The 14429-nt window shown below is 40.8% G+C and carries 16 protein-coding genes; 5 read left to right on the forward strand and 11 right to left on the reverse strand.

Annotated features, from left to right (window positions below; translation table 11 throughout):
* Positions 1-106: 106 nt before the first annotated feature.
* On the forward strand, positions 107-604 hold the full coding sequence (locus NWP25_RS08590) for a hypothetical protein (RefSeq protein ID WP_280699212.1): 498 nt from the start codon (positions 107-109) through the stop codon (positions 602-604).
* Positions 605-730: 126 nt separating this feature from the next.
* Positions 731-904: a 50S ribosomal protein L32 gene (rpmF, locus tag NWP25_RS08595; RefSeq protein WP_280652812.1), complete on the forward strand. Its 174-nt coding sequence runs from the start codon at positions 731-733 to the stop codon at positions 902-904.
* A 209-nt stretch (positions 905-1113) separates the two neighbouring features.
* Here the strand turns inward: rpmF and NWP25_RS08600 are convergent, their stop codons facing one another.
* The 3 genes from NWP25_RS08600 to ureC form a co-directional block, all read right to left on the reverse strand.
* Positions 1114-2496, reverse strand: coding sequence for an aldehyde dehydrogenase (locus NWP25_RS08600; RefSeq protein WP_280652777.1), 1383 nt, complete (start codon positions 2494-2496; stop codon positions 1114-1116).
* Between the two features lie 148 nt (positions 2497-2644).
* The gene (locus NWP25_RS08605; RefSeq protein WP_280652778.1) at positions 2645-3757 is read right to left on the reverse strand and encodes a hybrid sensor histidine kinase/response regulator; all 1113 of its coding nucleotides are present in this window, start codon (positions 3755-3757) and stop codon (positions 2645-2647) included.
* 573 nt (positions 3758-4330) lie between these two features.
* The gene (gene ureC, locus NWP25_RS08610) at positions 4331-6037 is read right to left on the reverse strand and encodes an urease subunit alpha (protein ID WP_280657056.1); all 1707 of its coding nucleotides are present in this window, start codon (positions 6035-6037) and stop codon (positions 4331-4333) included.
* 13 nt (positions 6038-6050) lie between these two features.
* Between ureC and NWP25_RS18530 the strand changes: the two genes are divergently transcribed.
* Positions 6051-6284: a GxxExxY protein gene (locus NWP25_RS18530; protein WP_313959011.1), complete on the forward strand. Its 234-nt coding sequence runs from the start codon at positions 6051-6053 to the stop codon at positions 6282-6284.
* A 174-nt stretch (positions 6285-6458) separates the two neighbouring features.
* Here NWP25_RS18530 and NWP25_RS08620 read toward each other — a convergent pair whose 3' ends face one another.
* From NWP25_RS08620 to groES, 8 genes are all read right to left on the reverse strand, one after another.
* Entirely contained in the window at positions 6459-6764 is a 306-nt protein-coding gene (locus NWP25_RS08620; RefSeq protein ID WP_280652780.1) for an urease subunit beta, read from the reverse strand.
* Positions 6765-6785: 21 nt separating this feature from the next.
* A complete protein-coding gene (ureA, locus tag NWP25_RS08625; protein WP_280652781.1) occupies positions 6786-7088 on the reverse strand; it encodes an urease subunit gamma in 303 nt (100 codons plus the stop codon).
* 22 nt (positions 7089-7110) lie between these two features.
* Complete coding sequence (locus tag NWP25_RS08630) at positions 7111-7950, reverse strand: urease accessory protein UreD (RefSeq protein ID WP_280657057.1); 840 nt, start codon at positions 7948-7950, stop codon at positions 7111-7113.
* Positions 7951-8486: 536 nt separating this feature from the next.
* The gene (locus NWP25_RS08635) at positions 8487-9020 is read right to left on the reverse strand and encodes a MinD/ParA family ATP-binding protein (protein ID WP_280652783.1); all 534 of its coding nucleotides are present in this window, start codon (positions 9018-9020) and stop codon (positions 8487-8489) included.
* A gap of 213 nt (positions 9021-9233) precedes the next feature.
* Positions 9234-9467: a hypothetical protein gene (locus tag NWP25_RS08640; RefSeq protein ID WP_280652784.1), complete on the reverse strand. Its 234-nt coding sequence runs from the start codon at positions 9465-9467 to the stop codon at positions 9234-9236.
* A gap of 12 nt (positions 9468-9479) precedes the next feature.
* Positions 9480-9605, reverse strand: a complete 126-nt coding sequence (locus NWP25_RS08645; protein ID WP_280656569.1) for a hypothetical protein — start codon at positions 9603-9605, stop codon at positions 9480-9482.
* A gap of 406 nt (positions 9606-10011) precedes the next feature.
* Positions 10012-11649 (reverse strand): chaperonin GroEL, encoded by a 1638-nt coding sequence (gene groL, locus NWP25_RS08650; RefSeq protein ID WP_280652786.1) that lies wholly within the window; start codon positions 11647-11649, stop codon positions 10012-10014.
* Positions 11650-11914: 265 nt separating this feature from the next.
* Positions 11915-12226, reverse strand: a complete 312-nt coding sequence (gene groES / locus NWP25_RS08655; RefSeq protein WP_280652787.1) for a co-chaperone GroES — start codon at positions 12224-12226, stop codon at positions 11915-11917.
* Positions 12227-12736: 510 nt separating this feature from the next.
* Between groES and NWP25_RS08660 the strand changes: the two genes are divergently transcribed.
* Together NWP25_RS08660 and NWP25_RS08665 are read left to right on the forward strand one after the other, a co-directional pair.
* On the forward strand, positions 12737-12898 hold the full coding sequence (locus NWP25_RS08660; RefSeq protein ID WP_280652788.1) for a hypothetical protein: 162 nt from the start codon (positions 12737-12739) through the stop codon (positions 12896-12898).
* 343 nt (positions 12899-13241) lie between these two features.
* A complete protein-coding gene (locus NWP25_RS08665) occupies positions 13242-13919 on the forward strand; it encodes a response regulator transcription factor (RefSeq protein ID WP_280652813.1) in 678 nt (225 codons plus the stop codon).
* Positions 13920-14429: the final 510 nt, after the last annotated feature.

The following is a 14429-nucleotide window of genomic DNA, read 5'->3' on the forward strand; positions in this document are numbered from 1 at the left end:
TTTTATTACATTATACTTCAATAATCATACTTATGAAAAATAAAGTTACAAGTTGTCAATAAGTAGTTATCAGGTTATGACCAAGACTATTGCTCATTAACGATCATTGATCATCTCTTTTCCATTTATTGGCCAAATTGCCAAAAAGATCCGGATCTTTCCGTTAATTGTTTTACTTTTATGTCCAATTTCTTTGTGGATATTAACAGAAGCGATTGCGCGGAGCGCAGTGCCGGAGGCAATCTCGCTCCAAATAGTTCGGGCTTATACTGCCAGAATTGATCTGAAAATTAACCGCATTGAAGACGAAAGCTCTGAAAGCATATTGCGGACAGCAGAAGCCATTTCACAGGCATCTGCTCAACTTAGCTTTGACAAAGACATATTAGGTACAAATGTTTCAGTAATCCTCACTGCAGAAAGTTATGGCGAGATCCCTCCCGTTTTGGCTTTGGAAGTTAGCTCTCAGCAGTGGGGCACACGCCGTCCAAATTTGGGCAACTTACTTCAAAACGGCGCGAACCCTGCTGTTGTTGGACAAGCAAACGGGAATTTCCCATACTGGTTAACTTTCCCCTACAATCTGCTCAAATTAGCGGGGTAAGTAGGAAAGAAGCAAGGGAGTGAGGCGGGAAGGTAGTTTCCCAATAACCAATGAAAATCTCTATCTATAAAATGGAATTGATGGCTTAGAATGGAAAGGCTGTCAAGAATTACGATGTCCGCTATTATGGCTGTTCCTAAGAAGAAAACGTCCAAATCCAAACGAGATAAACGTCGCGCCACTTGGAGGCATAAAGCTACTGTTGAAGCTCAGAAGGCTCTTTCTCTCGGCAAGTCAATTTTGTCAGGACGTTCTACCTTTATCTATCCCACTACTGAAGAAGAGGAAGAAGAATCATAAAAAACCTCGCGGGAGTTTGGAAACCACTGGCTTGAAGCCAGTGGAGGAAAAACGATTAGGCCGGCTAAAAGGTGCAGTTTCTCTTCTCCTGTCTTGCCTAAGTTACAGGTTCATGTTGCAGAAATCCTCCATGAGCAAGTCGGGTCTATAAATAATGAAGAATCCCCACGCCTTTAGGCTGGGGAGTGTCAAATCAGTGCTTTTGGGTTTTAGCGAATAATTAGCTTTAATTGCGATAATTTGTTTTTGTAGGGAGCATATCGCCAGTTTAAATCTAGCCAGAAGTAATTTGTTAACACGCTCTTGTAATGGGAAAAGGTGTCAAAACTCGCTTTACCGTGATAGCTGCCAATTCCGCTATCGCCTACACCGCCAAACGGTAAAGATGAGAGTCCAACTTGCATAATTGTGTCGTTAAGGCAAACTCCACCAGATGAGGTTTGTTGTAAAACTTGTTCTTGCAGGTTCTTATTTTGAGTGAATAAGTATAAAGCTAATGGTTTCGACCTAGAGTTAATTAAGGCGATGGCTTCCTTGATATCTGTATATTCAACTATGGGCAAGATCGGGCCAAAGATTTCCTCTTGCATTACTGGATCTGTTAAGGAAACATCATCAAGTATGGTAGGGGCGATGTAAAGTTCTTGGGGATTGGTTTCTCCGCCAATAATAATTTCGCCATTTTTGATGAGGTTAGCTAACCTATCAAATTGTTTTTTGCTGATAATTCTGGCATAATCTGGACTGGTTGCGGGATTATCTCCATAAAATTCTGTGAGGCATTTTTTTATGCTATCTACCAAATCTTTTTTGATTTTATGATTAACTAAAAGATAATCAGGCGCAATACAAGTTTGTCCGGCATTGATAAATTTTCCCCAAGCAATGCGTCTAGCAGCATGTTCTAGGTTAATTTCCGTATCGATAATACAAGGACTTTTGCCACCTAGTTCTAGGGTAACTGGTGTGAGATGTTTGGCTGCTGCTTCCATGACAATTTTACCGATGGCTGTACCACCAGTAAAAAAGATGTGGTCAAATTTTTCTGCTAGGAGTTTTTGACTTGTTTCTACACCTCCTTCTACTACAGCAATATAATTGGGGGGAAAATATTTGCCGATCACCTCAGCTACAACACTGGAGGTGTGACCTGCAATTTCTGAAGGTTTGAGAATTGTGCAATTTCCCGCAGCCATCGCACCTACTAATGGTGAGATAATTAGTTGCAAGGGATAATTCCAAGGGCCTATAATTAAAACAACTCCTAGCGGTTCGGGGTAAATTTTGGCTGAGTATGGAAAAAACTTCCAAGGAACTGCTGCTTTTTTTGTCTTAGTCCAATTTTTCAGATTTTTGATAGCATAGTCAATTTCAGTGATTACATTAATTTCTGTGGCATACGCTTCAAATTCTGGTTTATGTAAATCCGCTTGCAGTGCTTGAATGATTGCTTTTTCATTCTCAAGTATTGCTTGTTTGAGAATTTTCAGTTGTTGCAGGCGGAAGCTAAGGTCTTTTGTTTTACCCGTCTTAAAAAAATCACGCTGTTTCCCGATAATTGCAGCTACATTTGCTAATTCGTTATTAATCATATTTACTGTTTTGTTATTTTTTTGGTAATCTCCCTATTATAAAATACTTAATATTTAATTAATTGTGATTTGAAAATTGCTTAATCTCAAACCCTATGTACTATGTATTTTATTTTTATATAAAGATAATTTAAAACTGTGCTTTTTTTTACTGTTTAATGGGTAGATTAACGATGAAGACACTACCTTTACCCAACTCAGACTTTACCTGAATATCACCCTGATGTGTTGCGACAATGAGGCGAGAAAGGTACAATCCTAAGCCAGTACCAGAAGTTTTATGACTTCCTTGGGCAAATCTTTCAAATAAGCTGGCTTGTTCTTGTTGGGAAATGCCTATTCCCGTGTCTGCTACTTCTATATTTATATATTGTAAGTTATTATCACTACTATAATTGCCAGGGTTAACCCTAATATTTACTGAGCCGGATTCAGTGAATTTGATGGCATTACCGATTAAATTTGTAAATAAACGATGCAACTCTAAGACATCCCCCATCACCATAGTTGTGGTTGCATCTGGAGATAAATTCAGGTTGATAGATAATGCTTTTTCTTCTGCTAAAGGTTTAAGTGCCCTCACTGCTTCTTTGAGTAATTGAATTAAATCAACTTGTTGAAATACTAGGGTTTTACGACCTGCTTCAAAACGATAAACTTCTAATAAAGTATTCACCATAGATAGCAGGTTAAGATTGCTGCGAGCCATGATGGTGATTACTTCTTCCATTTGCGGCGATAAGGTTCCTAAAGCACCCTGTTGAAACAGCGTCAACATCCGATCAGCTGCTACTAAAGGTATGCGTAAGTCGTGGGTGAGTCGAGAAACAAAATCTTCTCTCTGGCGGGCAATTTGATCACGTTCATCCATACTTCGCTTTAACCGCAAAAGCGATCGCACTCTTGCCAATAATTCATCTAGGGTTACAGGTTTGCGGATAAAATCATCAGCACCCAAGTCTAGCCCATGAGCGACATTGGGCGTATCGTGGGCAGTAATCAGCAGAATGGGGATATATTGAAGCTTCATATTACTACGAATGCATTTAGTGACTTCGTAGCCATCCGTTCCTGACATCATGAGGTCGAGTAACACCAAGTCACAAGGTGATGCTTCTAGTTCTGCTAAGGCGGTAATACCATCGTTTGCAGTGATAATGGTGTAGCCTTGTTTCTCCAAAATCGTTTTTATCAAAAACACATTATCAGGAGAGTCATCGACAACGAGAATTTTTTCTAAGTGAGAAGATTGGGAATTCATGGGTAAGAAGGTTTAAAAAATTCATTTATGCCAGTAATGATATTATGCTCTTGTATAATTTGTATTATCAACATTGCCGCAAACTAGGAGGATGTTTGAAAAGTCTTTTCTGATGTATCAAAAACTTTTCGACCCATCTAGATCCCGCCTTAAAAAGGGGGACTTTGAGAAATTGGAGTTGGTCAGGGGGGTTGGGAGGATCAATCAGTGTCTAACATGACAATTAGCAAATTTTGAAACAACTTATGGCAAGTGAGGGCTGGTACTGTTGCTTCAATCCATTTGAAAAAACACCATTTTAAACCCAGCTTAAACATATATTTAATATATATTAGATACATATATGGTAGGAAATGAATTTCTTGATTTAGCTACGACAAAAATTTAATTACTGAATATACTGATGATGGGCTTACCTCAGAAGTTACGAGAATTTTTGTAGAGGAGTCTCATAGAACATCTCTACCTTCTTTTTTGGAGTTTTTGGGTATCAGCTTAAAGTGAAAAACGAACTACAGAGACACACAAGACAGGGAGGAATGAGAGTTAGAGAAGTTTTTTGTCCGGAATTCTTTAAAATAAAAAGTATCTTTGCGCCATTGGTAAAAGACTGGCGGGTTCACAAATTAGCAACTCACCATTAGCCCTGACTTGATATGTTTCTGGATCAACTTCGATGTGTGGTAAAGCGTCATTTAGCTTCATATCTTGTTTAGTGATTTGACGTGTCCCAGAAACGGCCACAGCAGTTTTTTGTAATCTCAATTGGCTGGGGATTTCTCTTTCTAAGGCGGCTTGAGAAATAAAGGTTAAAGATGTGGCGTGACGGGCTCCACCAAAACTAGCAAACATGGGTCTTGTATGCACAGGCTGAGGTGTTGGAATACTGGCGTTAGCATCACCCATCTGTGACCAAGCAATCATCCCTCCCTTAATGACAATTTCTGGTTTGACACCAAAAAAAGCTGGTCGCCATAAGCATAAATCTGCTAGTTTTCCCACCTCTACGGAACCTACATATTGGGCAATTCCGTGGGTAATTGCTGGATTAATTGTGTATTTTGCAACATATCGTTTGGCGCGGTTATTATCTGCAAGTCCATCTCCATCAAGGCTACCGCGTTGGATTTTCATTTTATGGGATGTCTGCCAGGTGCGAATTATCACTTCACCTACTCGCCCCATTGCTTGGGAATCAGAAGCAATCATACTAAACGCCCCTAAGTCGTGCAAAATATCTTCAGCGGCGATGGTTTCTCGGCGAATGCGAGATTCGGCAAAGGCTACATCTTCGGGAATGCTAGAGTCGAGGTGATGACACACCATCAACATATCTAGATGTTCTTCCAAGGTATTGACGGTGTAAGGGCGTGTGGGGTTGGTGGAAGATGGTAAAACGTTGGCTTGTCCGCAAACTTTAATAATGTCTGGTGCGTGTCCACCGCCTGCGCCTTCGGTGTGGTATGTGTGTATGGCACGATGTTTGAAAGCAGCAATGGTATCTTCCACAAATCCCGCTTCATTCAAAGTGTCGGTATGTATTGCTACTTGCACATCATAATCATCGGCAACACTGAGACAGGTATCAATGGTTGCGGGGGTAGTCCCCCAATCTTCATGCAGTTTTAACCCCATTGCGCCAGCTAAGATTTGTTCGACAATTCCTTGAGGTTGACTGCTGTTACCTTTACCCAAAAAGCCTAAATTCATGGGGAAAGCATCAGCAGCTTGTAGCATCCGGTGCATATTCCAGGGGCCTGGGGTGCAGGTAGTGGCGTTTGTGCCGGTGGCGGGGCCAGTACCACCGCCAATCATGGTAGTAATCCCACAGGCGATGGCTACTTCAATTTGTTGGGGGCAAATAAAATGAATATGGCTATCAATACCTCCTGCTGTGAGAATCATTCCTTCGCCTGCTAAAGCTTCGGTTCCAGGTCCAATAATAATATCTATATTGTCTTGAATATAAGGATTTCCGGATTTACCTATTTTGAAAATTTTGCCGTCTTTAATGCCAATATCAGCTTTGACAATACCCCACCAATCGAGTATGAGGGCGTTAGTAATGACTAAATCTACTGCGCCATCAGCGTTAGATATGGGGGATTGTCCCATTCCGTCTCTGATGACTTTACCGCCACCAAATTTCACTTCGTCGCCGTAGGTGGTGAAGTCTTGTTCTACTTGTATAAATATTTCAGTGTCTGCTAGTCGGATGCGATCGCCCACTGTGGGGCCATAGGTTTCTGCGTAGGCTTGACGAGATATTCTGTAAGACATAATACGGTATGGGATGAGTTTAAACGAAAAGACAGGCGCAAAGGTACGCGGAGTTATAGATGGGAATGATTTGAGTGAGGCAATAATTGGTTGTGGAATGCAGGTGCATAGGGGGTTGGAACAGGGTTTATTGGAGTCCGCCTATGGGGATTATTTGTGTTTTGAGTTGAGTAAGAGGTTTTATGTGAGGAAGCAAGTTCCATTACCACTTGTGTATGAAAAGGTGGCATTGGATTGTGTTTATTGATGAGATTTAATACTCGAAAATACAGTAATTATTGAATTCAAATTTGTGGAATCTCTCCAAGCAATTGACTTAGCACAACGTAAACTCCGTCTCCTCCCCAAGTTTAATCTTCTGCACCTCAAATAAGGAATCAAACGCGTATCACATAAACTCTAACTCCCCGTACTTTTGCGTTTAAATATTGCCATTAATTTTGCCATTAAAACCATAAACTTCACGACTACCAACTAAAGGTACTAAGGTAATTTCTTTTTCGTCTCCTGGTTCAAATCTTACTGCTGTTCCTGCGGGAATATCAAGGCGCATTCCCCGGGTTTGTTCTCGATTAAAATTCAATGCTGCATTGACCTCATAAAAGTGAAAATGTGAACCAATTTGAATTGGGCGATCGCCTGTGTTGGCAACTTGTATTTTCATGGTAGGACGATCGGCGTTCAATTCTATTTGACCATCTGGTGTGATAATTTGCCCTGGAATCATTTTTTTAGCTTTTTTTGAGAGTTATCTAATAGGATTATGCACAGTTACCAATTTTGTACCATCAGGAAAAGTTGCTTCTACCTGGACTTCGTGAACCATTTCTGGTATCCCTTCCATGACATCATCTCTTTTTAACAACGTTGTGCCATAGCTCATTAACTCTGCTACTGTTTGTCCATCTCTAGCACCTTCTAAAATAGCTGCGGAAATGTAGGCGACGGCTTCGGGATAATTTAATTTCAAACCTCTATTTTTCCGTCTTTCTGCTAATAACGCAGCTGTAAAAATCAATAATTTATCTTTTTCCTGTGGTGTCAGTTGCATTCTTCACTTGTCTGTGGTTAGTTTAAACTTGCCATACTCTGGGGACACAGTTACCACGATGTAGAAAAGACACTCGCAGCAACTCCCACACAGATGTAAACCAGTTTCTCACTTCAGAGGTGGAAGAACCACGATATCGACACAAAAATCCATTTTCTAACCGAGTAGCACCTACTTGTCCAGAACCATGCCATAAATTTCGGGCTTTGTCTAAAATTTCTTCAGTAACGCTGGTTCCTACCCAAGTCAGGGTCGCTGCTATTGGTTGTCCTGCTAAACCGTGAGGACTGTGGAAAACTTCTTCTTTACCTGGTAACCATTGGCGATCAATCCACAAGGGTACACCTTGTTGCCAAATTTCTGTGTGCGATCGCCATTCTCCCTGTACAAATTTTTCACCCCTCGCAGTCCGACCAAATCTGGTAATTTCCCAACCTAACCAACTGGCTCCCGGTGCTAATTCTACCCGTAAATCTTGGCGATAAATTGCCCCGTTAAATAAAATTGTTTCTTGGGGTAGCCACTCTAAACAAGCCCCTGCATCAATTTGAATGTTAATGTTTTGCCTGGCTTGTAGTCCGTTGGTGCGGTATATTTTACTGGCTGCGGCTGTGGTAATTAATGCTTGTGTATGGGGTTGGAGGTGGAGGTTGTACGATAGGCGATCGCCTCCAACTACGCCGCCGGCGGTATGTAGAATGACGCTATGACAAATTTTTTCACCTTCTGGATAAAATGGCTTTTGTATTTTTAAAGGTGCTTGATGGTGGCTGTGTATTAACTGGGTGCTATTGAGGCGATGGGCGTAAACTAAGTTTAGTTTTCCATGCCAAGTTTTATCTATTGGACTGTTAACAAGCATTGATAAATGGATAAACTCTCCCTCATTCTAACTTTATCATTCAATATATAAAAATTATGAAATATTTAGAGAGGTTCTAGGTAACATTTCTAAATATTATTAAACTTATGAATTACTGGTTTTTTTGTTCTAACCAAGCTACGAAATCAGCAACTTCGGAAAAATAAAATAATGCTTCGTCTAAATCTTATAAATCATCACTAGATAAATTTCTTACCTGTGTGATTAATGAATCATTAATATCACCAAAACCACGTTTCACAAGATGATTAATCATATTGCTGAACCAAACCGGATAGAAATCTAAATTTTTTGTTATACTGTGCCTTGACGAATCCTCTCAAAACCATATACATGGATATCCGCAAATTTATAGCGGTTCTCTTTTTCTCGCCATTCAATAATACCAATCTCATTTAAAAAAGAAACAAATTCTTCAAAGCTTGGTATATCTTGGGATCAAGATTGCCATAATTATTGGCACTGTTATTTAGATAAGAATGCCAATTTACCCTTTAGAAAATCAAAGAATTTATTCAAATCAGGGTATTCTTATTTAATTTTTTTTTACATCGTTTTTCTGATGCTTTTTCCAAGCCAAATTCTAGAGATTTTCCTTGAATTATACGATGTGTAGGGAAAAGAAAAATAATCGCTTCGTCAGCTGGTTTGATTAAAGAAAAAGCTCCCCATTGATTAATTCCAGTTCTGGAATCAATTAAGATAATATGCGGTTTTAAATGTTCGTAAATTTCACCCTCGAAAACAGACCAAAGGTTTTGATTTCCATCAATAACAGTAGTAGCGTGGAGATCATCAACCTTAGATACATAATCAAGATTTAGAGAGCCGGCAGGAACAACAAATAATCTTCCTGTAGCTCTAGGTATTCCCACTTCACCAAATATCTGAGTAATTGAAATCTTAGGATCTATTCCCTCTGGTAAGTAGGAACGCTCATAAAAATAATCAACAATTCCATATTTTGGTTGTGGTTTGAGGTTAAGTGCTGTACTTAAACTCGGTGCTTCTAAATCTAAATCAACAGCTACAACCTCATGTCCCCGCATTGCTAAAATCTAAGCAACATGAGTTGATGCTGTAGTGCGTCCTACTCCTCCTTTAAAGGAATAGAATGTCACTGTCCTGGGTAAAGTAAGTTCGCCATGGGGTGGGGGTGATTGATTTTGCAGGTTTGCTGCTTGGATAGCTAAATCTTGCCAAGTATTGACTGAGGCTGTATTTAAAACCTGTGGCGGTGAAAGATTTGGTGACTTCGCTTCTTAAAGCGTATATGAGGAAAGAAATCCAGGAGATAAATGAGGAACCTGAGATTTAAGTAAGCTTGATATTTGTTCTTTACGCTGAGGGATAGATAAATTAATAAAGCCATCGCTAACAATAGTCAGATTGATCAAGCCGGATGTAGAAATATTTACATCAAACCACTCCTGTGGATTCTGGACATATTGGCTTGTAATGTGCTGCTTGAGTAAAGATTGCCAATTTTCCTGCATTTTCCCACCTTTTTAAAGTTGAATAGCTTGCTTCTTTAACCACCCTTTGAGACTTCGATAAGCTTTTAACCAGCGTTGATAACTTTCATCATCAGGCTCAAGGCCAGAATAACGCATATCTATGAAGTGCTGTCCCATTGGATTCTCAACTTGATCAAGCCATCTTCTGACTTCTGAAAAATTATCAATAGTTCTGTATGACTATGTGTCCTCAAGTTCTGACCTGTAACTCCTGGTAGAGTGTTACAAATAATTGCTTTTATCAGATACTCAATGGTTATACCACCAAAGTGCATAGCCCTAATTTTACTTATGGGGTCTAGTGTTTCAGTATCAAGATGGCGCTCAAGAAAAGCTACCTGGTAATCTTCCATACTTATTAAAGTTCAAGTTGAAGCTTGATCAGTATATTATTAAACCAGGATTTTTTTAACATAAAGCAATATCCAACCGATTTTCTACCCCTGGAGCTGCTTCCCTTTCCGTGAAACAAAAAAACAGCTACTTCCTGATGGAAGCAGCTGTTTATGTGACTTAGAGAGTATTAGTAATCGAAGTCACCGCCACCCATACCAGCGCCAGCAGCAGGAGCAGCGTCTTTAGGCTCTGGCTTGTCAACGATGATACATTCGGTTGTCAACACCATACCAGCGATAGAAGCAGCGTTTTGCAGAGCAGAACGAGTTACTTTGGCAGGGTCAACAATACCAGCGTCTAATAAGTTAACAAATTCGTTAGTTGCAGCGTTGTAGCCAACGTTGAATTCTTTTTCTTTGACACGTTCAGCAATTACAGCACCATTTTGACCGGCGTTTTCAGCAATTCTCTTAAGAGGCGCAGGTAATGCACGAACTACAATCATTGCACCAATTAGTTCTTCGCCTGTGAGGTTGCTGTTTGCCCACTCTTCCAGTCCGGGAGCCAGGTGAGCTAGGGTGGTACCACCGCCAGGAACAATACCTTCTTCTACAGCAGCCTTGGTAGCGTTGATTGCGTCTTCTAGGCGTAGTTTCTTATCTTTCATTTCGGTTTCGGTAGCTGCACCTACTTTTACTACAGCTACACCGCCGGAGAGTTTAGCAAGACGTTCTTGCAGCTTCTCTTTGTCGTAAGAAGATTCGGTTTCATCCATCTGACGACGGATTTGTTCGCAACGAGCCTTAACACCGACTTCGTTACCTTCGGCAACAATTGTGGTGTTGTCTTTGGTAATGGTGATGCGGCGAGCACGACCTAGGCTTTCAATTTTGGTGTTTTCTAGCTTGAGACCTGCGTCTTCGGTAATCAATTGACCACCGGTGAGAATAGCGATGTCTTCTAGCATAGCTTTGCGGCGATCGCCAAAACCAGGAGCTTTAACAGCTGCAACGTTCAGTACACCACGCAGGCGGTTAACTACTAGAGTTGCTAAAGCTTCTTTTTCAATATCTTCGGCGATGATGACCAAGGGACGACCTGCACGAGCTACTTGCTCTAAAACGGGTACTAGGTCTTGTACTAAAGCGATTTTCTTATCGGTTAGCAGCAAGAAAGGCTCATCGAATACTGCTTCCATGCGTTCAGCATCGGTAGCGAAGTAAGGAGAGATATAACCTTTGTCAAAGCGCATCCCTTCGGTAATTTCTAGCTCGGTGGTCATAGATTTCCCTTCTTCTAGGGAAATTACGCCTTCTTTACCTACTTTGTCCATTGCTTGGGCAATCATCTGACCGACTTCATCGTCGTTACCAGCTGAAATTGAAGCAACTTGAGCAATAGATTTAGAATCTTCTACTTGACGAGCTTGTTCAGCGATTTTGTTTACTAAGAAAGCAGTAGCTTTGTCAATACCGCGCTTGAGTAGAATTGCATTTGCGCCAGCAGCTACGTTGCGTAAGCCTTCTTTGACCATTGCGTGAGCCAAAACCGTGGCGGTTGTGGTGCCGTCGCCAGCAGCGTCGTTGGTCTTAGAAGCAGCTTGACGAATCAAGGCTACGCCAGTGTTTTCGATGTGGTCTTCTAATTCAATTTCTTTGGCAATGGTTACACCGTCGTTAACGATTTGGGGTGCGCCAAATTTCTTTTCTAAAACCACGTTACGACCTTTGGGGCCCAGGGTAACAGCTACGGATTCGGCTAAGATGTCAATGCCTCGCTCTAGGGCACGACGGGCGTTTTCGTTGTAGATAATACGTTTTGCCATGGGTGTCTCAATTCAGGGAGTAAGTCAAATGAATTTTGGATTTTGATTTGCGAGTTTAGATTTGTGATTTTAGATTGATGATGACTTAGAGGTACGAACAGGGCTAGCGCCTTGTTCAAACTAAAAAACAATTCCATGATCCAAAATCTCAAATCTAAAACTGGTGCTGTGAATCAGATTTTGAATTGGGGCTTGGGTGTTGGGTTTCTCCTTTACCTTGTACAGACACGAGCAATCGCGTCCCTAGGTTTCTACCCATTTGCCATTAGCTGACAACTGCTAAGATATCTTTTTCAGACAACAGTACATATTCTTCTGTGCCGAGCTTGATGTCAGTGCCAGCGTACTTGGAATACAGCACCTTGTCGCCAGTTTTAATGTCTAACTCTTGACGGGTACCGTCATCGTTACGCTTGCCAGGTCCAAGAGCGACAACCTCGCCTACTTGGGGTTTTTCCTGGGCATTGTCGGGTAAAAATAGTCCACCTGCGGTCTTTTCTTCGGGGGCGCTCACTTTCACGAAAACGCGATCGCCCAGGGGTTTAACTGTAGAAACGCTTAAAGTTACAGATGCCATGTTTATTTCTCCAGAGTTAGCACTCTCAACTCCTGAGTGCTAATTTACCCAAAACCAGCAGACAATGGCAAGAATTACTTGAGTACGGGTTCCCGCACTAGGCAAGGGCTGAATTACTTAAGTAATAATACTTAATTATTTAAATATGTCAGGTTTTGCTCAGTAATTTACGAATATTTTTATATAGCTAAATTTATTTGCAAAGCCGCTAAATTGTTATAAAACTGTAATCAGGGTGCTTATCGATGAGTAACATTACAGTGATCCAGTGCCGCCATCAAATCCCCACAACCACTCAGTCTCTGGATGACAAAGCCTTGACTCATTTTTATCTTTGCTGACAATACAGCTGATAAATTCTGTACAAAACAAGTTAGTCTGGTATTTGGGGAATAGTCAAAAAAAAGGGCGAATCCAAGAGCTAAAGCTTGATTAGCCTTTTTAGAGTCTGCCATTTGTATCGTTAAGACGAAAGTCAATTGCTTGCGAGTTTTTTGTTCTAGACCGATAATGGTATTCTACCCAAATGGTGCCTGGTATTGCCCAGCAAAACCAGAAGTTATTGAGCAAATCATCCCAGAACAGTTGATAGGCATGACGGTAGTGGAAGAATGTGCATTTTTAACCCATCTTTCTTTGCCGATAGTTCCCCTGCTTGCTTGTGACATCTGATAGAGGCTAAACATCCGCAGGATATAGTGAAGCAGTAAGCCTATGAAAGAGCGGGTTGTTTTGAAGTTAGGGTCATCTTGAGCCAATACTTACCTCGTGAATGGGAAGGACGATTATTTAATCAGTGTTTTTTTCACCCGCTACTTTCAAAGCGATATATAATAGCGCATTATAAATACTACTGCTCTACGTATCCTTACCGGAAGTTTGCCAATGAGCTAGTTGTTTCCCAAAAAGTGACCAACACTTTTGAGACTTCCAGACAGCAAAGGCAAGTTAAGTAGAAAAAAGGACAGACAACATCTCAATGATCCACCATAAAGGATAACCATTCAAGACCTTGATGGACCGAAGCGCGACAAGTGCCAATGCTATGAAAGAGCCCAGCATGAAAGATCACAAAAGACTTCTATTGATTGATGATGACCCTAACCTCATCTTGCTGGTGAAGGATTACCTGGAATTCAGAGGCTATGAAGTCAATACTGCCGACAATGGACGAGAAGCTCTGGAAATTCTTGAACAAGACGTTCCAGACATGATCATCTGCGACGTAATGATGCCGGAAATGGACGGATATACTTTTGTAGAACAAATCCGACAAAATGAGCGTACCAGCTGGATTCCCGTACTTTTCCTATCAGCCAAAGGACAAAGTGCAGACCGAGTTAAAGGTCTAAATAAAGGGGCTGATGTATATATGGTCAAGCCCTTTGAACCAGAAGAACTCGTAGCACAAGTAGAATCTTCACTGAAGCAAACTACCCGTTGGAAAGAACACCAAGCCAAGGGGGGAGAAAACGGTTCCCGAATTCAGGTTCCCTTTGATGTCCAGTTAACCCCAACGGAACTGAAAGTAGTGCAGTTTGTTGCTAGGGGTTTAGCTAATCGAGAAATCGCTGAAGAATTAAACGTCAGTCAGCGTACGGTTGAAAGCCATGTTTCCAATATGTTGGGCAAAACCAATCTCCACAATCGCACCGAACTAGCGCGTTGGGCGATTGAAAATCAAATGGCTTAAACCCCTGCTGATTTGTAAAGTTATGAGTTTTGAGCTATTCTGTCTTAACTCAAAACTCAAGCTTGTGACTTTATTTTGACTTCAGCTTGACATTAATAAATTATGAATTGTGAAGTTAAATTTGGATTTTTTAATTCAAGCTTCATGATTCATAGTTTATGTTACATTCCTCAACTGCTATCTTCCAACCCGGATATCACCTAAAAATATCACTACATGACCCCACACAATTCTCTCATCTCCGTAATTGCAAAGGAAATATGACTCCTAGGCAGTTGTATTTTTTGAGAAAATTTTTGTATTGTGGGTGAACCTATAGCTTCAGTGCCCCCATATTCCCAGGTTTACACCCCCACATTTTCTTGAGATACAAATAATTGATCAGATTGGAATCTTGGCTTAAACCGTATTAGCTCTAACAGACTTAAGTATTTTTTCTAAGTAATAAACATAAAATTTAATGCTCTGCTCTTTGTAGCGACTAGTTCATTCCAGATTAACTACTTGAGT

The organism is Umezakia ovalisporum Ak1311 (assembly GCF_029891685.1).
In the GTDB taxonomy this organism is placed as follows: Bacteria; Cyanobacteriota; Cyanobacteriia; order Cyanobacteriales; family Nostocaceae; genus Umezakia; species Umezakia ovalisporum.